Source organism: Pseudomonas sp. P5_A12, assembly GCF_056400685.1.
In genome coordinates, this window is sequence record NZ_JBFUKU010000109.1 from 1 (window position 1) to 18,405 (window position 18,405).

At 59.5% G+C, this 18,405-nt stretch carries 20 protein-coding genes; 11 read left to right on the forward strand and 9 right to left on the reverse strand.

Annotated features, from left to right (window positions below; all coding sequences use genetic code 11):
* The first annotated feature begins 65 nt into the window (after positions 1 to 65).
* On the forward strand, positions 66 to 1,406 hold the full coding sequence (locus AC1DSG_RS16055; RefSeq protein WP_477791766.1) for a sensor histidine kinase: 1,341 nt from the start codon (positions 66 to 68) through the stop codon (positions 1,404 to 1,406).
* A gap of 60 nt (positions 1,407 to 1,466) precedes the next feature.
* Here AC1DSG_RS16055 and AC1DSG_RS16060 read toward each other — a convergent pair whose 3' ends face one another.
* A complete protein-coding gene (locus AC1DSG_RS16060) occupies positions 1,467 to 2,042 on the reverse strand; it encodes an NAD(P)H nitroreductase (RefSeq protein ID WP_477791767.1) in 576 nt (191 codons plus the stop codon).
* Between the two features lie 120 nt (positions 2,043 to 2,162).
* Here AC1DSG_RS16060 and AC1DSG_RS16065 point away from each other — a divergent pair, with 120 nt between their 5' ends.
* Positions 2,163 to 3,617, forward strand: a complete 1,455-nt coding sequence (locus AC1DSG_RS16065; RefSeq protein ID WP_477791768.1) for a TrkH family potassium uptake protein — start codon at positions 2,163 to 2,165, stop codon at positions 3,615 to 3,617.
* Here AC1DSG_RS16065 and AC1DSG_RS16070 read toward each other — a convergent pair.
* Positions 3,574 to 4,635 carry an AraC family transcriptional regulator gene (locus AC1DSG_RS16070; RefSeq protein WP_477791769.1) on the reverse strand — a complete coding sequence of 354 codons (1,062 nt, stop codon included), beginning with the start codon at positions 4,633 to 4,635 and terminating at the stop codon, positions 3,574 to 3,576. The two genes, AC1DSG_RS16065 and AC1DSG_RS16070, sit on opposite strands and share 44 nt — an antisense overlap.
* A 165-nt stretch (positions 4,636 to 4,800) precedes the next feature.
* On the opposite strand from AC1DSG_RS16070, the gene AC1DSG_RS16075 reads away from it, so the two are divergent.
* Both AC1DSG_RS16075 and AC1DSG_RS16080 read left to right on the forward strand, forming a co-directional pair.
* Positions 4,801 to 5,112: an Mpo1-like protein gene (locus AC1DSG_RS16075; protein ID WP_477791770.1), complete on the forward strand. Its 312-nt coding sequence runs from the start codon at positions 4,801 to 4,803 to the stop codon at positions 5,110 to 5,112.
* A 29-nt stretch (positions 5,113 to 5,141) separates the two neighbouring features.
* Positions 5,142 to 5,732 carry an HD domain-containing protein gene (locus AC1DSG_RS16080; RefSeq protein WP_477791771.1) on the forward strand — a complete coding sequence of 197 codons (591 nt, stop codon included), beginning with the start codon at positions 5,142 to 5,144 and terminating at the stop codon, positions 5,730 to 5,732.
* A 135-nt stretch (positions 5,733 to 5,867) separates the two neighbouring features.
* Here the strand turns inward: AC1DSG_RS16080 and AC1DSG_RS16085 are convergent, their stop codons facing one another.
* A complete protein-coding gene (locus AC1DSG_RS16085) occupies positions 5,868 to 6,683 on the reverse strand; it encodes a UDP-2,3-diacylglucosamine diphosphatase (RefSeq protein WP_477791772.1) in 816 nt (271 codons plus the stop codon).
* A 130-nt stretch (positions 6,684 to 6,813) separates the two neighbouring features.
* Here AC1DSG_RS16085 and AC1DSG_RS16090 point away from each other — a divergent pair, with 130 nt between their 5' ends.
* Both AC1DSG_RS16090 and AC1DSG_RS16095 read left to right on the forward strand, forming a co-directional pair.
* Positions 6,814 to 7,572, forward strand: a complete 759-nt coding sequence (locus tag AC1DSG_RS16090) for a helix-turn-helix transcriptional regulator (protein ID WP_477791773.1) — start codon at positions 6,814 to 6,816, stop codon at positions 7,570 to 7,572.
* Between the two features lie 223 nt (positions 7,573 to 7,795).
* Complete coding sequence (locus AC1DSG_RS16095; RefSeq protein WP_477791774.1) at positions 7,796 to 8,689, forward strand: DMT family transporter; 894 nt, start codon at positions 7,796 to 7,798, stop codon at positions 8,687 to 8,689.
* Here AC1DSG_RS16095 and AC1DSG_RS16100 read toward each other — a convergent pair.
* From AC1DSG_RS16100 to recQ, 4 genes are all read right to left on the reverse strand, one after another.
* A complete protein-coding gene (locus AC1DSG_RS16100) occupies positions 8,683 to 8,970 on the reverse strand; it encodes an Rdx family protein (RefSeq protein WP_140666852.1) in 288 nt (95 codons plus the stop codon). The genes AC1DSG_RS16095 and AC1DSG_RS16100 overlap by 7 nt on opposite strands.
* Positions 8,967 to 10,205, reverse strand: a complete 1,239-nt coding sequence (locus tag AC1DSG_RS16105) for a type IV pilus assembly protein FimV (protein ID WP_477791775.1) — start codon at positions 10,203 to 10,205, stop codon at positions 8,967 to 8,969. The genes AC1DSG_RS16100 and AC1DSG_RS16105 overlap by 4 nt, the downstream gene beginning before the upstream one ends.
* Before the next feature lie 126 nt (positions 10,206 to 10,331).
* Positions 10,332 to 10,766, reverse strand: a complete 435-nt coding sequence (locus tag AC1DSG_RS16110; protein ID WP_477791776.1) for a MarR family transcriptional regulator — start codon at positions 10,764 to 10,766, stop codon at positions 10,332 to 10,334.
* Between the two features lie 119 nt (positions 10,767 to 10,885).
* A complete protein-coding gene (gene recQ, locus AC1DSG_RS16115; RefSeq protein ID WP_477791777.1) occupies positions 10,886 to 13,012 on the reverse strand; it encodes a DNA helicase RecQ in 2,127 nt (708 codons plus the stop codon).
* 396 nt (positions 13,013 to 13,408) lie between these two features.
* Here recQ and AC1DSG_RS16120 point away from each other — a divergent pair, with 396 nt between their 5' ends.
* The 5 genes from AC1DSG_RS16120 to AC1DSG_RS16140 all read left to right on the forward strand — a co-directional run bounded on the left by AC1DSG_RS16120 (position 13,409) and on the right by AC1DSG_RS16140 (position 17,589).
* Complete coding sequence (locus AC1DSG_RS16120) at positions 13,409 to 13,996, forward strand: UPF0149 family protein (protein WP_477791778.1); 588 nt, start codon at positions 13,409 to 13,411, stop codon at positions 13,994 to 13,996.
* 10 nt (positions 13,997 to 14,006) lie between these two features.
* Positions 14,007 to 14,402: a YbaN family protein gene (locus AC1DSG_RS16125; RefSeq protein ID WP_477791779.1), complete on the forward strand. Its 396-nt coding sequence runs from the start codon at positions 14,007 to 14,009 to the stop codon at positions 14,400 to 14,402.
* Positions 14,403 to 14,666: 264 nt separating this feature from the next.
* Positions 14,667 to 14,900: a hypothetical protein gene (locus tag AC1DSG_RS16130; RefSeq protein WP_477791780.1), complete on the forward strand. Its 234-nt coding sequence runs from the start codon at positions 14,667 to 14,669 to the stop codon at positions 14,898 to 14,900.
* A gap of 22 nt (positions 14,901 to 14,922) precedes the next feature.
* Positions 14,923 to 16,863, forward strand: coding sequence for a cyclic di-GMP receptor LapD (gene lapD, locus AC1DSG_RS16135; protein ID WP_477791781.1), 1,941 nt, complete (start codon positions 14,923 to 14,925; stop codon positions 16,861 to 16,863).
* Positions 16,864 to 17,226: 363 nt separating this feature from the next.
* Positions 17,227 to 17,589 (forward strand): DUF6124 family protein, encoded by a 363-nt coding sequence (locus tag AC1DSG_RS16140; RefSeq protein WP_477791782.1) that lies wholly within the window; start codon positions 17,227 to 17,229, stop codon positions 17,587 to 17,589.
* 34 nt (positions 17,590 to 17,623) lie between these two features.
* Here the strand turns inward: AC1DSG_RS16140 and AC1DSG_RS16145 are convergent, their stop codons facing one another.
* Together AC1DSG_RS16145 and AC1DSG_RS16150 are read right to left on the reverse strand one after the other, a co-directional pair.
* Positions 17,624 to 18,220, reverse strand: coding sequence for a tRNA-uridine aminocarboxypropyltransferase (locus AC1DSG_RS16145; protein ID WP_477791783.1), 597 nt, complete (start codon positions 18,218 to 18,220; stop codon positions 17,624 to 17,626).
* 3 nt (positions 18,221 to 18,223) lie between these two features.
* Positions 18,224 to 18,405: LysR substrate-binding domain-containing protein (locus AC1DSG_RS16150; protein WP_477791784.1), on the reverse strand; the 182-nt coding region annotated here is incomplete at its 5' end.

Here is an 18,405-nt window from a genome sequence, read left to right on the forward strand (position 1 = left end):
CTGACACACCGCTATCGCGAGCAGGCTCGCTCCCACATGGATTTGTGTTTGTATGAGGATTTTCTGTGCGTTCATTGTTCTGGCGAATTCTGGCCAGCTTCTGGCTGGCCATCGCTCTGGTGGCAGGGCTCTCCATTCTGCTGGGGCACATGCTCAACCAGGATGCATGGATTCTCAGTCGCCATCCGGGCCTCAATACCCTGCCCGAGGAGTGGACGCAAACCTACGAATCCCAGGGCGAAGAAGCCGCTCAGGACATTCTGGAACAGCGTAAACGTCAATATCACATTGACGTTCAGGTGTTGAACGAGAGCGGCGACCCGGTGGTGCGAGGCACCTTCCCTCGTCGCGCGGCGGCGTTTGAAGCTCGGCAGAACAACGATGATCGGCGTCTGCCATGGCGTCGTTTGACGGCGGAGTACACCAGCGAAAAAACCGGCGATACCTACCTGCTGATCTACCGCATCCCGCACCCTGAACTGGATTCATGGCATCGCGAAAGCCTGCTGTGGCCATTGAGTGCGCTGGGCATTGCCTTGGTGGTGCTGACCTTGTTCAGCCTGTTCGTCACGCTGTCGATCACCCGTCCGCTCAGCCGTTTGCGCGGTGCCGTGCATGACCTGGGACAAACCACGTATCAGCAAAATAGCCTGGTGAAGCTGGCCAATCGTCGCGATGAGTTCGGCGTGCTGGCCAACGACTTCAATCGCATGGGCTCGCGCCTGCAAAGCCTGATCGGCAGTCAGCGGCAATTGCTACGTGATGTGTCGCATGAACTGCGCTCTCCACTCGCCCGACTGCGCATCGCACTGGCGTTGGCGGAACGGGCCAACCCAGAGGAACGTGAAAAGCTCTGGCCGCGCCTGACCCGCGAATGCGACCGACTGGAAGCGTTGATCAGCGAAATTCTGGTACTGGCACGGGTCGATGCCGACAACGCCAGCGCCGAAGAAGTATACCTCAACGCTCTGCTTAATACGCTGCAAAAGGACGCGCAATTAGGTTCACCAGAACAGAACGTGCGCCTTGAGGCAGAGCCGCAACTGAACCTCAAAGGCTGGCCGACAATGATCGAGCGTGCCGTCGACAATCTGCTGCGCAACGCTCAGCGCTTTAACCCGGTCGGGCAGTCGATTGAAATGCAGGCCATGCGTCAGGGTGAACGCATTGTGGTCAGCGTGCGAGACCATGGGCCGGGTGTAGATGCCGAGCATTTGCACCAGTTGGGTGAGCCCTTTTATCGAGCACCTGGGCAAACGGCGGCCGGGCATGGCCTGGGCCTGGCTATTGCGCGTCGCGCGGCGGAACGCCATGGCGGGAGTCTGGTGCTGGCCAATCATCCGCAGGGCGGTTTCATTGCCAGTCTGGAATTGCCGTTGGTGCCGGGGGCGGTCGTCCAACCGTAAGTGCGGGGATGATGCAAAAAGCTCGCAGCCTCGTTTCACTCGACAGCTGCTACACAGCTGCTACAGAGTTCCGTGCTTGCCTGGCCAGGCGCTGACGAATTCGGCAAGGTCGACTTTCTCGGCCACCCGCGGTTCTTTCTGCGGTGTGCCGAGGTAAAGGAACGCAATTACCTCTTCCCCTTCCGCCAACCCCAGCCCTTTGGCCACATGCGCCGAATAGGCCAAGTCACCGGTGCGCCACACCGCGCCAATCCCTTGCGCATACGCCGCCAGCAATATCCCGTGCGCCGCGCAGCCCGCTGCCAGCAGTTGTTCGGATTTCGGGTATTTGACGTGATCCTGCACCCGCGCAATCACCACCACCACCAAGGGCGCACGCAGTGGGCCGTTTCGCGCCTTGTCCAACGCCGCTTCCGACACCTCGCTGTCTTGCAGCTTTGCCGCTTCAGCCAGCAACTCGCCCATTTGCTCGCGCGCCGCGCCTTCGACCGTCAGAAAGCGCCAAGGCTGCAAATGGCCATGGTCCGGGGCGCGCATGGCCGCGGCAAACAGCACTTCGCGCTGCGCTGCAGTCGGTGCCGGATCGATGAGTCGTGGAACGGAAACACGGTTGAGCAAAGCGTCGAGAGCCTGCATCGGCCACCTCCTGAAAAAATGTTTGGCTATTCTATCTTCAAGTGCGCAAGCGGCGCCGGTTTACATGCCTCGTCCCGCAGGTAGAATGGCGCCCCTCCCACAACAGCCCGAGCGGATTTCATGGCGTTGCCGACCTTACGGATTATCGGTTTTATCATCGGCATCTTCCTGATCACGCTGGCTATCGCCATGATCGTGCCCATGGCGACCCTGGTGATTTTCGACCGCACCCACGAGCTACCCTCGTTCCTCTGGTCGAGCATGATTACCTTTGTCGCCGGCCTGGCGCTGGTTATCCCTGGTCGTCCCGAACACATACACCTGCGCCCACGGGATATGTACTTGTTGACTGTCAGCAGTTGGCTGGTGGTCTGCATCTTTGCCGCGCTGCCGTTTTTGCTGGCTCAGCACATCAGTTTCACCGATTCGATTTTTGAAAGCATGTCCGGCATCACCGCCACCGGTGCCACGGTGCTCAGCGGCCTGGACAGCATGTCGCCCGGTATTTTGATGTGGCGTTCACTGTTGCACTGGCTCGGCGGCATCGGTTTTATCGGCATGGCGGTAGCGATTCTGCCGCTGCTGCGTATCGGTGGCATGCGCCTGTTCCAGACCGAGTCCTCGGACCGTTCCGAAAAGGTCATGCCACGTTCGCACATGGTGGCGCGTTTGATCGTGGCGGCCTACGTCGGCATCACCATTATCGGTAGCCTGGCGCTCTGGTGGGCGGGGATGAGCCTGTTTGATGCGATCAACCACGCAATGTCCGCCATTTCCACTGGCGGCTTTTCCACTTCGGACCAGTCGATGGCCAAGTGGTCGCAACCGGCGGTGCACTGGGTGGCGATTGTCATCATGATTCTCGGCAGCCTGCCCTTCACCCTGTACGTAGCAACCTTGCGCGGAAATCGTCGGGCGTTGATCAAGGATCAACAGGTTCAGGGGTTGCTCGGCATGCTGCTGGTGACCTGGCTGGTGCTCGGCACCTGGTACTGGTGGACCACCCAACTGCATTGGCTCGAAGCCTTGCGGCATGTGGCGTTTAACGTCACATCGGTGGTCACGACCACTGGTTTCGCGCTGGGGGACTACAGCCTGTGGGGCAATTTCTCACTGATGTTGTTCTTCTACCTGGGCTTTGTCGGCGGTTGCTCCGGCTCGACGGCCGGCGGGATCAAGATTTTCCGCTTCCAGGTCGCCTATATCCTGCTCAAGGCCAACCTTAACCAATTGATTCACCCGCGCGCGGTGATCAAGCAGAAGTACAACGGTCACCGTCTCGACGAAGAAATCGTGCGTTCGATCCTGACTTTTTCGTTCTTCTTTGCCATCACCATCTGCGTCATCGCGCTGCTGCTGTCGCTGCTCGGCGTGGACTGGATGACCGCCCTGACCGGTGCGGCCAGCACCGTGTCGGGCGTCGGGCCGGGGCTGGGTGCGACCATCGGGCCGGCAGGTAACTTTGCCTCGCTGCCGGACGCCGCCAAGTGGATTCTGGCGTGCGGCATGCTACTGGGCCGACTGGAGATCATTACGGTGTTTGTTCTGTGTATTCCTGCTTTCTGGCGACACTGACTTGCGCCGTCGTTGCTGACAGGTGCGCCCGGTACTCACCGGGGGTGGCGTCGAACCAGCGGCGGAACGCGCGGAAGAAATTACTCGGGTCGGCGAACCCCAACAGGTAGGCAATCTCCAGCAAGGTCATGGTCGGCTGAGCAAGGTATTGCTCGGCCAATTCGCGCCGGGTGTCATCGAGCAACACCTGGAAACTGGTGCCCTCTTCCTGCAAGCGTCGCTGCAAGGTGCGTTGCGACAGGTGCAGCGTCAGCGCCACCGCTTCGCGTTTGGGTTCACCCTGAGGCAGAAGACGGCACAACACCTGACGCGCCTTGTGCGTCACGCGGGATTCGGAAAATCGCGCCAGGTACTCGCCAGCAAACCGGTCATGCAACGCTGCCATCGCCTCGTTGGCGGTAGGAAGTGGTGCTTCCATGTCGGCACGTTCGAAGATCAATGCGTCGTATGGTGCGTTGAACACCAACGGCGCATGAAAGGCTTGTTTATAGGGTTCGAGGTCAACGGGCTCGTCACCCTGCACCAACACCTTGCGCGGTTGCAAGGTACGCCCGGTCAACCAGCTGCACAACGCCAGCGCACAGGCCATTGACGCTTCAGCACTTTGCCGGGTCGGTGGCAGGTGGTCGCCGTGGACCGTCAAAATCAACGCATAACCCTCATCCAGCAGGCGGAAACTCAGGTCGGCACTTTCGGYAATGATCCGCTGATAGCGCACCAGTCGCTGAAAGCCTTCGGCCAGTGTCTGGCTGGACATCAACGCGTAACCCGCGACATGGAAGGAGGCCGGCCGCACCACCTTGCCCATGTTCAGGCCGATCGCCGGGTTGCCGGACAGCTCAACCGCGCGCTGCCACAGTCGCGTCATGGAATCCTGGGGGAAACGCGCATCCGGATCATCCAGTGATGCGTAGTCAAGCCCCAGCTGCTTGAACAGAGCCCGGCAATCCAGGCCGTCCATCTCCAGAGCTTTGACAATCCCCATCGCCCAGCTTGCAGAAGTCGTTCGTTCGCTCATGGCCTTTGCTTATTGTTCTCAGTGAGCCGTCTGATGCGGCTGGTTTTCAAAGGATACTAAAGTGGCGCCCATTGTCACTGGCTGATGCCAATGATCACTCTAGACTCAAATAAGCTACCCGACGAACAACTTGCAATCAGAATAATAAACACAGAGATCGCAGTCGTGGAAAACATCAAACGTTTCAACAGCTTTGCTGAGTTCTACCCGTATTACCTCAGCGAACACAGCAACAGCACTTGCCGTCGACTGCACTTTATCGGCACCACACTGGTCATTTTCATTCTGGCCTTGAGCATCGGCAAAGGCGCATGGCTGATGTTATGGGCCCTCCCATTGGCGGGTTACAGCTTCGCCTGGGTCGGGCATTTCTTCTTCGAGAAGAATCGACCTGCCACCTTCCAACACCCTCTTTATAGCCTGCTCGGCGACTTTGTCATGTACCGCGACATGATTCTGGGCCGCGTGCCGTTTTAAGCGCCGTGAACAACAAGAGAGAATAGCCGATGCATGCCAACGCCCGTTTCACCCACATGAAGGATGGGACACAGGAAGACTGGGCGATCATCGCCGCAGACTTCAGTGCCTACGCGAAACAATTGCCGGCGCGGATTGTGGCGCACCTGAAGTTACTGGAGGGCGATTTTGGCGGCTTCCCGGTGGACCGTCTCACCCACTCCCTGCAAACCGCCAGCCGCGCCTGGCGCGATGGCCGTGATGAAGAATATGTGGTCTGCGCGCTGCTGCATGACATCGGCGACACGCTGGGTTCCTACAACCATCCAGACATTGCAGCGGCGATTCTCAAGCCATTTGTCAGCGCTGAAAACCTTTGGATGGTAGAGAAGCACGGGATTTTTCAAGGCTATTACTTTTTCCATTATCTGGGCATGGATCGGCATCTACGTGAGCAGTTCAGCGAACATCCGCAGTATCAGGCGACTATCGAGTTTTGTGCCAAATACGATGCGGCGGCGTTTGACCCGGCGTATGAAAACCTGCCGCTAAGCTTTTTTGAGCCGATGATGGAACGATTGTTTGCGCAGCCGAAGAACTCGATCTACAAGGCGGCGATGGAAGAACATTCGCCCGCTTGATAGATCCAGCGGGACCGCTGCGCGGTCCATCGCGAGCAGGCTCGCTCCCACAGTTGACCGCATTTCTCAAGGCGGACTCGGTCMAATGTGGGAGTGAGCCTGCTCGCGATGAGGCCAGTCCAGTCACCGCAAATTTCAAGCCGGCTCGGCAACTTTCAGTGCTTTCAACTCCGCCTCTCGCGCCTGTGCATCCGCCAGGCGATACAACTCGATCGTCCCGTCCCAATGTTCGATCAGCGCCGTGCACGACTCCACCCAATCCCCGCAATTGAGGTAATCCACCTCGCCCACCTTACGAATCTCGGCATGGTGAATGTGCCCGCACACCACGCCATGCAACTCGCGTTTCACACACTCGTGAGCGATGGCTTCCTCGAAATCGCTGATGAAACTGACCGCGGTTTTCACCTTGTGCTTGAGGTACGCCGACAACGACCAATAGCCGTAACCGTAACGCGCACGCCAGCGGTTGAGCCAGCGGTTGAGGGTCAGGGTGAACTCGTAGGCCGAGTCCCCCAGAAAGGCCAGCCAGCGGTGATACCGGGTGATGACATCGAACTGATCGCCATGGATTACCAGCAGATGACGGCCATCGGCGGTCACGTGCACGGCTTCATCCACCAATTGGATATTGCCCAGAATCAGCCTTGAATATCGACGCAGGAATTCGTCGTGATTGCCGGTCACGTAGATGACTTCAGCGCCGCGCTTGCTCATGGTCAGCAAACGGCGGATCACATTGGTGTGCGCCTGAGGCCAGTACATGCCACCGCGCAGCTTCCAGCCATCGATGATGTCGCCCACCAGGTAAATCTTGTCCGCGTGGTAGCCCTTGAGAAACTGCGACAGGTGCTCGGCCTGGCAATCTCGAGTACCCAGGTGCACATCAGAAATCCACAAAGTCCGCACACGTTGCTTACGACTGGGTTTGGCGAGCTCGGCGCTGGTCATGGGCAACCCTCCGCGATGGTTTTTCCAAGCGTGCGCCGGTCGGGTTAATTGACCATGACCGTATTGAGTCATTCCTGTGACAACCACGGGCCGGTGTAGACTTGGCGCCATCTTGCCCAGGAGAACGGTGATGCGACCGATCCTCACACTACGCCTGTACACCGACGACCTGATCGTCCACAGCCACGACCACGCCCAACTGGTGTTCGGCTTGTCGGGTGCGTTGGACTTCGAAGTCGATGGGCATGGCAGTCAGGTGGTGCAGCAGAGTTTTGTGGTGGTGCCGTCCGGTTTCCATCATGCCTGCGGCAGCAGCAATGGCAGCCGTTGCCTGGTGCTCGATGTACCGAGCGATCAATGGGTGTCACAGTCGCTAGGTGAGCATGCCGAGGCCAGTCGCCGTCTGCTCGACAACGCCGGGCGCTTGCCGCTGGATGCCGGGCAAAGCCAATTGGTCAGTTGGCTGGCGGGCAGTCAGGTCAACGATCCGCTGATCGCGCAACAGGGCGCGGTGTTGTTATTGGCCAGCCTCAATAACGCCAAGCCGGCCAGCGTCGGGGGGCGCCGCCTGCCGTATGCGGCTTTGAATGCGCACATCGACCAATACGCGGCCTATCCGCTGCAAGTGGCGGATCTGGCCCGCGTGGCCGGGTTGTCCAATGCCCGGTTGCACGCACGCTTTGTCGCAGAGTGCGGGCAGACACCGATGGACTACATCCGCAGTCGGCGGCTGCATATCGCGGTGGGAATGCTGCGGGATTCGCCATTGCCTATCGGCGAGATTGCCAGTCAGGTCGGTTACAGCTCCCAGAGTGCCTTCGCCGCTGCGGTGTTGCGCGAGTTTGGCGCCTCCCCCGGCAAACTGCGGCGCGAGGCTGGCGACAAATGAGGCGAGTCTGACGACAGACACAGCGAGACTTGCGCGATTAAATGTAGCAGCTGGCGAAGCCTGCGTCCGRCTGCGGAGCGGTCGCAATCGGGACAAATGCGATTTGCCTGATGCACCGCGTTTTCAGGTTTTACGACTGCTTCGCAGCCGGACGCAGGCTTCGCCAGCTGCTACAGGTCGGCGTTGTCTGTCGGTTTGGTTTACTCGTTTATCAAGGATTGCAATGACTCCCCGTACCGCCCTTGGCGCCCTGCATATCGGCGCATTGATGTTTGGCCTGACCGGTGTGTTCGGCAAACTCGCCGCCGCATCCCCCGCTGTCATCGTCTTTGGCCGTGCCGCATTTGCGGTCCTGGCATTGGCGGTTTTTGCGCGCTTCGCCAGCAACACCCGTTGGCGCACGCTTGAAGCCGTGGACTGGCGCCGTCTGCTGCTCGGCGGATTGCTGTTGGCCGGGCACTGGGTGAGTTTCTTTATTGCGGTGAAGGTGGCCGGTGTGGCGRTTGCGACCCTGGGCTTTGCCAGCTTCCCGGCGTTTACCGTGATCCTCGAAGGGCTGATTTTCCGCGAGCGGATTCGCGCCAATGAAATCCTGCTGGTCGTGCTAGTGAGTGTCGGGCTGGTGCTGGTCACGCCCGACTTCGATCTGGCGAGTGGCGCCACCACGGGCCTGCTCTGGGCTGTCGGTTCCGGGTTGTTGTTTGCCCTACTGTCGCTGACCAATAGGGCCAGCTCCGGACGAATCCCGCCGGTGCAGGCCGCGCTGTGTCAAAACGTGGTGGTCGCGTTGTGCCTGTTGCCTGTGGCGGCACCGCAGTTGAGCGACGTGCGTGGCCTCGACTGGCTGTGGATCGGTCTGCTCGGTGTGTTCTGCACCGGCGTCGCACACAGCCTGTTCGTCGCCAGTCTGGCGGTGATCAAGGCCCGTACCGCCGCGGTGGTGTTCGCCCTCGAACCGGTTTACGGGATCACCGTGGCCTGGCTGTTGTTCGATGAAAACCCGACGCTGCGGATGTTGATCGGCGGCGCGATTATCATCGTTGCGATTGTGGTCTCCAGCAGGCTATCCGGCGGTTCCAGTAAAAAGGCCGTGGCGGCTGAAGCGGCGTCTCACTGAGTGCGGTCGTTGTGGCCCAGGTCGCGGTCCGGATCGATCTGATCGCGGACCCGCTGCTTGAGCACCTTGGCCTCGGGGAAACCGCCATCGGCCTTGCGTTCCCAGAGCTGCACGTCGTCACAAAAAATATGGAACACCCCACCCGTGCCGGGCACCAGCGACACTTTGCCCAAGTCGTCACCAAAGGTGCTGAGCAGCTCCTGGGCCAACCAGGCGGCACGCAATAGCCATTGGCATTGCGTGCAGTAGGTGATGACGATTTCCGGTTTGTGCGCGGTCATGAAGACTCCTTCAGTTTCAAATCAAGCGGTTCAAGTTCCAGTGATTGGCCGGCATTGTTGAATTCGTCGAGGAAGCCGTCCTCCAGAGACGGCGAACTCTCGAAAGGGCTGACCAGGTCCCAACCTGAATCCATCGACACATCATCCAGGTTCAACTGGAACTCGTCGTTGGACACCGCGTTCACAGGCACGACAATCAAAGGTGTGGCACTGTGCAGTTTCGGTTGGCTGGCGCGCAAGTCCTGAAGTTTTGGTGGGTCGAACCCGGCGTCTCGCCGGCTTATCTCCTGTGTTGCGCAGGCTGGATCAAGCATCGGCTCCGGTGCCGTTGGCAAATCGGGGCAAGCCTCAGGCAATGCAAGGTCCTGCTGGCGTCGACGACGAAGGAATAACCCCAGCAGTGCCAAAGCCACCAGCGCCAGCAGCCCGGTGATCAACAACCCGTTGCTGGCTTGCAGCTCCTCGACAGCGACGGGCGCAGCGGGCTCGGTGGCCGTCGGCTTGAGTTCAGCCAATCGGTTTTGTAGCTCGGTCATCTGCTTTTTCTGGCCGACGATCTGCTCGTCCTGGCCCATAAGCTTCGCATTCAACTCATCGACGGTTTTTTGCAGTTGCTGGTTTTGCAGCACACTGGCAGCCAATTGTTCGGCAACAACGGGATCACTCACTGGGGCGGTGGCGGGTTGAACCGCGACCGGCGTCGAGGCGGGCTCCTTGATGGAGTTTGATGACACCTTGGCCGGCTGAACGTCCGRAAAGGCAGAAGGCTGAGACTCGACGACTGGCTCATCAGTGACGGGATCGACCGCCTCCGCATCAACGTCGGGTGGATCAATCAGAACCGTGTATTCGCGCAGCACACGCCCGTTGGGCTGATTGAGCTGCACCACGAATTCCAGAAAGGGTTCCTTGACCGCTTTGCTGGAGGTCACCCGGATCACACTTCGGTTGCCGCGCAGGACAGGAGTGAACTTCAGATTGTTGAGGAACGACACCCGCTCGACGCCAGCGCGGCTGAATTCATCCGCCGTCGCCAGGCTGACGGACAACTCGCCCTCCTCCAGGCCACCGACATCCACCAGGGCGATGTCGGCACTCAGCGGCTGATTCAGCGCAGAGTGGAGTGTGATCTCACTCAGTCCCAACGCGGGCGCCAACGCCGAGTACGTGACAGCGCCACCCACCAAAAGCAACCTCGCACCACCCTGCAAAACCAATCGCCAACTCTCAAACATGAGCATCCCTTAACGACAGAACCAACCTATGCGTGTTCGCACGTCCGTTACGAACACGTTATTGCCAAGTAGTTCTTTATAGTCTGCCCAACGGGATATCCGGGAAGTCCGGCGAGTGGTTATGCCTCAAGATTTTTCAAGGTTGGCCAGAATGTGCCCGTGAACCCGCATACAGACCTGTAGATCGGCCTCATCGACGCCTGCGAAGAGTTCGCGGCGCAATTGCGTGGCAATGGTTTCAATTTGTTCGATCAGGGGAAGAGCCGGCGTGCAGAGGACAATTTTTTTGGCCCGGCGATCCTCAAGCACAGCCTGGCGCTGGACCAGGCCCTGGGACTCCAGACTATCGAGCAAACGGGCCAGGGTCGGCCCTTCGACACCCACGCTTTGTGCCAGCTCACGTTGGGTGGGCGCTTGGTCGAAACGTGCCAGGTGCAGCAGCACCAGCCAGCGTGCCTGGGACAGGCCCAAGCCGGCGAGACGACGGTCCAGTTCGGCACGCCAGCCACGGGACATATGGGCCAGTTGCATGCCAAAGCGGTGTTGATCGGTTAACGGCATAAAACACTCATGATCAGACTGAAATAAGTAAAACCTAATTATTAGTCAGCTAAGCATGACCTTAAGCCTGAGGCAAGGTTTGGTCTGTAGTGAATCGTTACATCAACCTACAAGACCGCTTAAACCTCAAACTCGGATTGCAGGGCGGCACGCACGCAATACAAAACGCCTTCCGGCACGCGCCCGGCAAACAGCGCGGCAATTTCCGAAACTGCCGGCAACTCGCCTTCGCCGTCAAGGAACGCATCCTGGACTTCGCCCATCAACTCTTCAGGCAGATCCAGCGCCTGCTCCAGCGACAGCTGCTGCTTGCCAATCGCTTCGGCGAGCATGGTGTAGACGTTCTTTTCCGAGCATTGCAGTTGACCGGCGATTTGCAGCGGTGTCATGCCGGCACGGGCCAGGGTGATCAGTTCGTGGCGCACGTCAGCCACAACTTTCGGCGCCTCGCCCTGACCGCCAAGCACCTCGAGGAAGGCCGCGCCGTAACGCTCGAGCTTGCGCGCGCCGACGCCGCTGACGGTGGCCATTTCCGACAACGAAGTCGGTTGGCTGCGGAGCATTTCCAACAACGTCGAGTCGGGGAAGATGACATACGGCGGCACGCCATGTTCTTCGGCGAGTTTGCGCCGCAAGGCACGTAGCGCCTCCCACTGTTCGCGTTCTTCGCCCCGCACCAGTTGGCTCGCCTGGCTCTTGCTGCTTTTGGCGGTGGTTTGCGGCTTGAGGTCGCGGCGCAGTTCCAGGGTCACTTCGCCCTTAAGCAGCGGCCGGCAGGTGTCGCTCAGGCGCAGACCGCCGTAGCCTTCCAGATCGATGTCGGCCAGGCCACGGGCAACCAGCTGTCGGAACAGGGAGCGCCATTCACTCTCGCCCATCGCTTTGCCGACACCAAACACTGAAAGATGCTGATGACCAATGCTGCGGATCTTTTCGTTGTCCTTGCCGAGCAACACGTCGACCAAATGCCCCACGCCATAACGCTGGCCGGTGCGGTAAATCGCCGAGAGTGCCTGACGGGCCGGCTCGGTGGCGTCCCAGGTCTGCACGCCGTCGACACAGTTGTCGCAATGGCCGCACGGCTCGGGCATGTCTTCGTCGAAATAGGCCAGCAGTGTCTGGCGACGGCAGCGGGTTTCTTCGCAGAGCGAGAGCATGGCATCGAGTTTGTGTTGCTCCAGGCGCTTGTGGCGCTCGTCGCCTTCGGAGTTCTGCAACATTTGCTTGAGCATCACCACGTCTTGCAGGCCGTAGGCCATCCAGGCATCTGCCGGCAGACCGTCACGCCCGCCGCGACCGGTTTCCTGGTAGTAAGCCTCCAGGGATTTCGGCAAATCGAGGTGAGCGACAAACCGCACGTTGGGCTTGTCGATGCCCATGCCGAACGCCACGGTGGCGACCATGATCAGGCCTTCCTCGTTGAGGAAGCGCTTCTGGTGGTGGGCCCGGGTTTCGTTGGGCAAACCGGCGTGATATGGCAGCGCCGGGAAGCCTTGCTCGCTGAGGAATACCGCGACTTCGTCGACTTTCTTGCGCGACAGGCAGTAAACAATGCCGGCATCACTGCGCCGCTCGGCCAGGAACGCCAGCAACTGTTTGCGCGGCTGCTCCTTGGGCACGATGCGGTAGAAAATGTTCGGGCGGTCGAAGCTCGACAGAAAGCGTTCAGCGTCCTGTAGATGCAGACGGTCGACGATTTCTTCGCGGGTGCGCTTGTCGGCAGTGGCGGTCAGGGCGATGCGCGGGACATTGGGGAACAATTCCGCCAATTGCCCCAGTTGCAGGTATTCGCGACGGAAGTCATGACCCCATTGTGATACGCAGTGCGCTTCGTCGATGGCGAACAGGGCAATTTCAAGGCTTTGCAGGAAGGCCAGCATGCGCGGCTGGACCAGACGCTCGGGCGCCAGGTACAGCATCTTCACTTCGCCGCGTTTGATGCGGGCCGCCAGGTCGCGCTGTTGTTCGGCGCTCAGCGTGGAGTTCAATGCAGCGGCAGCGACGCCCAGCTCTTCGAGAGTGGCGACCTGGTCGTCCATCAACGCGATCAGCGGCGACACCACCACCGCCAGGCCTTCACGCAACAGCGCCGGCACCTGGAAGCACAAGGATTTGCCACCACCGGTAGGCATCAGCACCAGGGCGTCGCCGCCACTGGCCACGCGCTCAATGATTGCACCCTGACGGCCACGAAAACTGTCGTAGCCGAAGATGTCCTTGAGGACGCGTTGAGCCTGTTCGAGCATAAAAACTCCAAAAATCACAAAAACATCCCTGCAAGGCTGGTTCAGAACCACGCACGCTGCACCGACAAATCGTAAGTGCGCATTGCATGACACTGCACATTTCAGCCGCGACGCCAGCAGGGCATCACAAAACGCGCGAGTATACCCGAGCCCTCCCTTGCACAGGGCACCGCTGATAAGACACATGAAACCAATGCACTGCAGAACCCTGTGGGAGCGAGACCGGCTTGCCGGCGATGGCGGCGTCACATTCAACATCAATGTTGACTGACCCACCGCATTAGCGAGCAGGCTCGTTCCCACAGGGAATCAGGTGCATATATGCCGTGCGGCTGGCCTGAGCGCTCAAGAAGGCCTAGAATTCCCGCATCGAACATTCCCCAAGGTAGCCCTTTAATGTCCTTCGCTGAGCAACTAACCCGTTTGCAAGTCTTCCTCGACGCCGACGAACTGCATGACGAGGCGCTGGACTACGTGGCCGCCCACGGCTACCTCACTGCGCTGTCAATCTGTTCCGAAACCGTTCCTGACCGTGAATGGATCGACGCCCTCTTCGCCGAAGAGCCGCACTACGCCGACGACACCGAGCGTGAAGCCATCGAATCCACCCTGCTGGCCCTCAAGGCTCACATCGCCCGCCAACTGGCGTCCGACGAAGAGTTCGAGCTGCCATGCGACCTCGACCTGGGCGAAGAGCCGGATGATTCCGACCTGCGCGGCTGGTGCATTGGCTTCATGGAAGGCGTGTTCCTGCGCGAAGAAGCCTGGTTTGAAACTGCCGAAGATGAAGTCAGCGAAATGCTGCTGCCGATCATGGTCGGTTCGGGTCTGTTCGACGAACAGCCTGAGTTCGAAGACATCGCCAAAGACGCCAATCTGATGGACGACATGATCGTGCAGATCCCGGAAGCCCTGACCGCACTGTACCTGCTGTGCCAGGCGCCAGACGAAAAACCGGCGATCCTCAAGCCACGTCACCACTAAGGCTTTGCCTATGGACAACCCCATAGGCAACCGCTCCCTGATGTTGCGTTACGTGCTGCTGGCCATCGGCTGGCTGAGCGTAGCGCTAGGGGTGATCGGGATTTTTCTGCCGGTATTGCCCACCACGCCTTTCCTGTTGCTGGCCGCCGCGTGCTTTGCCCGCAGTTCGCCGCGTTTCTATCAGTGGCTGGTGGGGCATCCACGGTTGGGCCCGTGGATTCGCGACTACCTCGACGGCAACGGCATCCCGCTCAAGGGCAAGATCTACGCCATCGGTTTGATGTGGGCGAGCATTCTGCTCTCCTGCTATCTGGTGCCCCTGCCGTGGGCGCGCGGGTTCATGCTGACCAGTGCGGTTCTGGTCACGCTCTATATCCTCAAGCAAAAAACCCTGCACAAGCCCTGACCCGGCAATTTGTCCTCCCTCGCTGAATACACCGCCTAGACTTCAGACATCTTCACGCGAGTTGTCACATGTCCCGTCGTCCGTGTAGTCCAGGATGGTCAACGCTCCGACTTCGCTCGTCGGATGGCTGCTGCTGGCCGGTTTCCTGCTGACGGGAATGGGCTGTGCCCTGGCCGACTGGGACTTTGCGCAAATCCTGCAAAACGCCGAAAAGCGCTACGGCCCCCTCGGCCCCGCCAAGGGAAAATCTCGGCCCGGAGTCAAATGCTCAAAAGCGAACTCAAGCAGCCCGAGCGCGAGCAACTGAATGCGGTCAATCGCTTCTTCAATCAGCAGTTGGATTTTCAGGACGACACGCGCATCTGGCGTCAGACCGATTACTGGGCCACGCCAGAAAAATCGCTGATCAAGGGCGCCGGCGACAGCAAAAAACTGTCGCGCTGGCAAGACGTGTTGAAAAAGATGCAAGCCGAAAGGTTCTTCGTGGGCGAAGGCTAGTCGCCACCGCAAGGAGCGTTTTATGTCACTGCGCAAACAGTTGTTTCTCGCCATTTGCCTGTTCCTGCTGGTGGCCTTCAGCGGCAGTTTTTTTGTCAACCTGGAAAGCTCCCGCGAACAAATGCTCGGCCAGTTGCGCTCCCATGCCCAAGACGCCGCCACCGCGCTCGGTGTGTCGCTGACCGCACAGATCGATGACCCGGCCATGGTTGAACTGATGGTCAGTTCGATTTATGACAGAGGTTATTTCAGCAGCATCCGCGTCGTCAGCATTGTCGATGAGCAGGTGTTGGTGGAACGCAGAGCCCCCGCGAAAATCGAAGGCGTTCCAGGCTGGTTCGTCAAGCTCGTCAACCTGCGCCCGGAGGGTGGAAACGCGCTGATCATGCGCGGCTGGGACCAGGTGGCGCGGGTCRAAGTGATGAGCAATCCGCAATTCGCCCTGACCAAACTCTGGGACAGCACCGTCGGCAGCCTGATCTGGTTGTTGATCTGCGGATTACTCAGCGCGGTATTCGGCGGTTGGCTGTTACGCCGCCAATTGCGTCCGCTCGACAAGATGGTCAAACAGGCCGAAGCCATCAGTAAACGCGAATTCTTGACCCTGCCGAAACTGCCGCGCACACCTGAATTGAAACGTGTGGTGCTGGCGATGAACCAGATGGTGGAAAAACTCAAAACACTGTTCGCCGAAGAAGCCACCCGCAGTGAAAAACTGCGCATCGAGGCCTATCAGGACAGCCTCACCGGCCTGGCCAACCGGCGCTTGCTGGATGAACAACTGGCCGATCACCTGCTGGTCAGCGAACAGAGCAGCGCCGGCCATTTGCTGATGTTGCGCATCAACGACCTGGTTGGCCTCAACCAGCGTCTGGGTGGCCAGCGTACCGATGAGCTGATCAGTGCTGTCGGCGAGCTGCTCAAGCGCCTGACGCAACCGCCGGAACGGCGCACCTGGCTGGCAGCGCGCAATCGCGGCGGTGAATTCAGCCTGCTGACGCCGGGATTGGACAGTACCGACGCCGYGCGCCTCGCTTCGGAAATCAGCGCCACCCTGGAAAACCTGCACCTGACCGATGCCAGCGATTGCATACCGGTGGCGCACCTGGGCATCGTCGCCTATCACCCCGGCGAACCGGCCAGCGACGTACTGCTGCGCCTCGATCAGGCGTTGACGCAAGCCCAGCAACACCCCGAGCGGCCGTGGGTCCATCTGGCCGATACCGACACCGCCATCAACCACTCCCAACATGACTGGCGCAGCTGGATCGACGATGCCCTGACCCACGGCAAACTGCAGCTGTACTTCCAACCCGTCGTGCAATGCGCCGACTCCAGCCAAGTGCTGCACCACAAAGTCCTCGCGCGCCTGCTCGACCCGAGCGGTGAAGCCATTGCCGCCGGGCATTTCCTGCCGTGGATCGAGCGTCTCGGCTGGTCCGCGCGGTTCGACCTGGCGATGCTCGAAGCGACCCTCGACTATCTCGTCGTCAACCGCTGGCCCCTGGCGTTGAGCCTGTCCGGCAGCAGCCTGCGCGACCCGGCGCAGCTGCGAGAAATCATCGACTTGCTCGACTCACTGCCGGACCTGGCACCGCTGCTGACCCTGGAAATCGACGAACGCCACCTGCCGCCCCCCGAAGAACTACAACACCTGAGCCACAGCTTGCTCAACACCGGTTACCGCATCGGCTTGCAGCATTTCGGCGGCAGCTTCAGCCAGATCGGCAATTTGACGCAGCTGGGACTGGCCTATCTGAAAATCGATGGCGCGTACATCCGCAGCATTGATGTGCAGCCTGACAAGCGACTGTTTATCGATGCGATTTTTCGGACGACCAACAGCATTGATTTGCCGTTGATTGCAGAGATGGTGGAGACACAGGGGGAGTTGGAAGTGATTCGCGAGTTGGGGTTGTTTGGGGTGATGGGGCGGTTGATCGGGCCGCCGGAGCCGATGTAGCCGGACACAATAAACATCGTTGTTTAAAAGACATCTCCAGACACTGACTCAGGCTACACATCCTTGCGTCACTGCCTACGACTGCGCCAGAATCCGCCGGCTTGTGCGCTTTGACCCTGATCTTTATCGTTTCCGCATCGCTGCCAATCAGCGATCGGGTTTAGCGACTCGAACAGGTATAAGCGCAAAACTCCAGTCTTACTGCAGGCAAATTTCTGCGGTTTCGATATGGCGGCTGTGCGCGGGAGACCCTCGGGTCTGCCGGGTCTTATACCTCTCGGTTCGCTAACCTGCGTACAGCCGCCACCCTTACTTGTTTAGCGACAGGTTCTGGTGGCTCCAACAGGTATAAGGAGCTTCACCATGTTCAAAATCACACCCAACCCGCCCGAAACCGACGACGTTTCCCCGTACGAATCCACCGATTCCAAAAAGCTCAACAACGCTGCCGACCGCGCCCTCGATTACTACCTCAAACCGGTCATTCCCAAAGACACGCCGCGTAAACCCAGCACCATCTACTTCGTCGGGCCCGACACCGATAACGAAACCCTGCTAGTCAACGCCTGTGAGACGTTGGCGTCAGCGAGTGTGATGTTGAGCGATTTCGCGGGGCAACTGAATGGTCCGCAGCGCCACACCCTGCTGGGCATTCAACACTCCGTCATGCTGGGTGAATTGGCGGTGAATCGGATGCTAGATAACTTTGATCCGCAAAACGCTTAAAGTACTGATTGTTCCCACGATCGCGTGGGAACAATCATTTCGGCCCATGATTACGCTGGAAGGTCTCCTCCCCCATCGCCGCAATCTGCCCCTCGATCAATGCCTTGAACGGTTTCAACAACGGTTCAAAGGTGTTCGGTGCTTCCAGCGTTTGCAGCGCCTGCACAATCGCCTCCACCGTCGACAACGCCCCCGGCCCCGGTGCCTTGCGCAATCGATATTGCGATACCCCACCGTCCGCCAAGGTCACCCGTGGCAACGCTGCCAGCAGTGGATTGAGGTGCAGCATCTTGCGCGCCTTGCGCCAGGTGCCGTCCGGAACGACCAGCAACAGCGGCACGTCAGTCGCCGTATAGGTTTGCATCGGCTGCGCGTCTTCGCCTGGAAACAACAACCGCGCCTGGTACCCCGGTTGATTCAACAGCGCCGGCAAATCCTCGAACACCTCTCCGACGATCAGCTCGGCGTTCTTCAAGCCCAACGCAGCCAACCGCGCCGTGTTCAGTGCGTGATTGACTTCGCTCGGGTGTTGCAACAACAGCACTCGGGTGCGGCTATCGAGGCTCGGAATCAGTGGGCACAAACAATGGGTTTGCGGGCGCAGGCAACGGGGACACTGGAGTCTGGACATGGGTCAAACCTGATTCAGTTGTGCTTTGAGCAAATCGCGAAAGGTCTGGATCAGCGGTTCGCGACTGCGGCCACGGCGCACGATCATCGAGAACGGCGCCTGATATCCAAAGGTCGCCGGCAGCAACACTCGCAAATCGCCCTTGTCCGCCCAGGCCTGAGCGTAGTGCTCCGGCAGGTAACCGA

Excerpts from the sequence above, each read along its gene's own strand:
- AC1DSG_RS16060 (WP_477791767.1), bottom strand. The coding sequence starts at position 2,042 with ATGCAGGCTCTCGACGCTTTGCTCAACCGTGTTTCCGTTCCACGACTC.
- AC1DSG_RS16065 (WP_477791768.1), top strand. The coding sequence starts at position 2,163 with ATGGCGTTGCCGACCTTACGGATTATCGGTTTTATCATCGGCATCTTC.
- AC1DSG_RS16080 (WP_477791771.1), top strand. The coding sequence starts at position 5,142 with ATGCATGCCAACGCCCGTTTCACCCACATGAAGGATGGGACACAGGAA.
- AC1DSG_RS16085 (WP_477791772.1), bottom strand. The coding sequence starts at position 6,683 with ATGACCAGCGCCGAGCTCGCCAAACCCAGTCGTAAGCAACGTGTGCGG.
- AC1DSG_RS16090 (WP_477791773.1), top strand. The coding sequence starts at position 6,814 with ATGCGACCGATCCTCACACTACGCCTGTACACCGACGACCTGATCGTC.
- AC1DSG_RS16100 (WP_140666852.1), bottom strand. The coding sequence starts at position 8,970 with ATGACCGCGCACAAACCGGAAATCGTCATCACCTACTGCACGCAATGC.
- AC1DSG_RS16110 (WP_477791776.1), bottom strand. The coding sequence starts at position 10,766 with ATGCCGTTAACCGATCAACACCGCTTTGGCATGCAACTGGCCCATATG.
- recQ (WP_477791777.1), bottom strand. The coding sequence starts at position 13,012 with ATGCTCGAACAGGCTCAACGCGTCCTCAAGGACATCTTCGGCTACGAC.
- AC1DSG_RS16120 (WP_477791778.1), top strand. The coding sequence starts at position 13,409 with ATGTCCTTCGCTGAGCAACTAACCCGTTTGCAAGTCTTCCTCGACGCC.
- AC1DSG_RS16125 (WP_477791779.1), top strand. The coding sequence starts at position 14,007 with ATGGACAACCCCATAGGCAACCGCTCCCTGATGTTGCGTTACGTGCTG.
- AC1DSG_RS16130 (WP_477791780.1), top strand. The coding sequence starts at position 14,667 with ATGCTCAAAAGCGAACTCAAGCAGCCCGAGCGCGAGCAACTGAATGCG.
- AC1DSG_RS16140 (WP_477791782.1), top strand. The coding sequence starts at position 17,227 with ATGTTCAAAATCACACCCAACCCGCCCGAAACCGACGACGTTTCCCCG.
- AC1DSG_RS16145 (WP_477791783.1), bottom strand. The coding sequence starts at position 18,220 with ATGTCCAGACTCCAGTGTCCCCGTTGCCTGCGCCCGCAAACCCATTGT.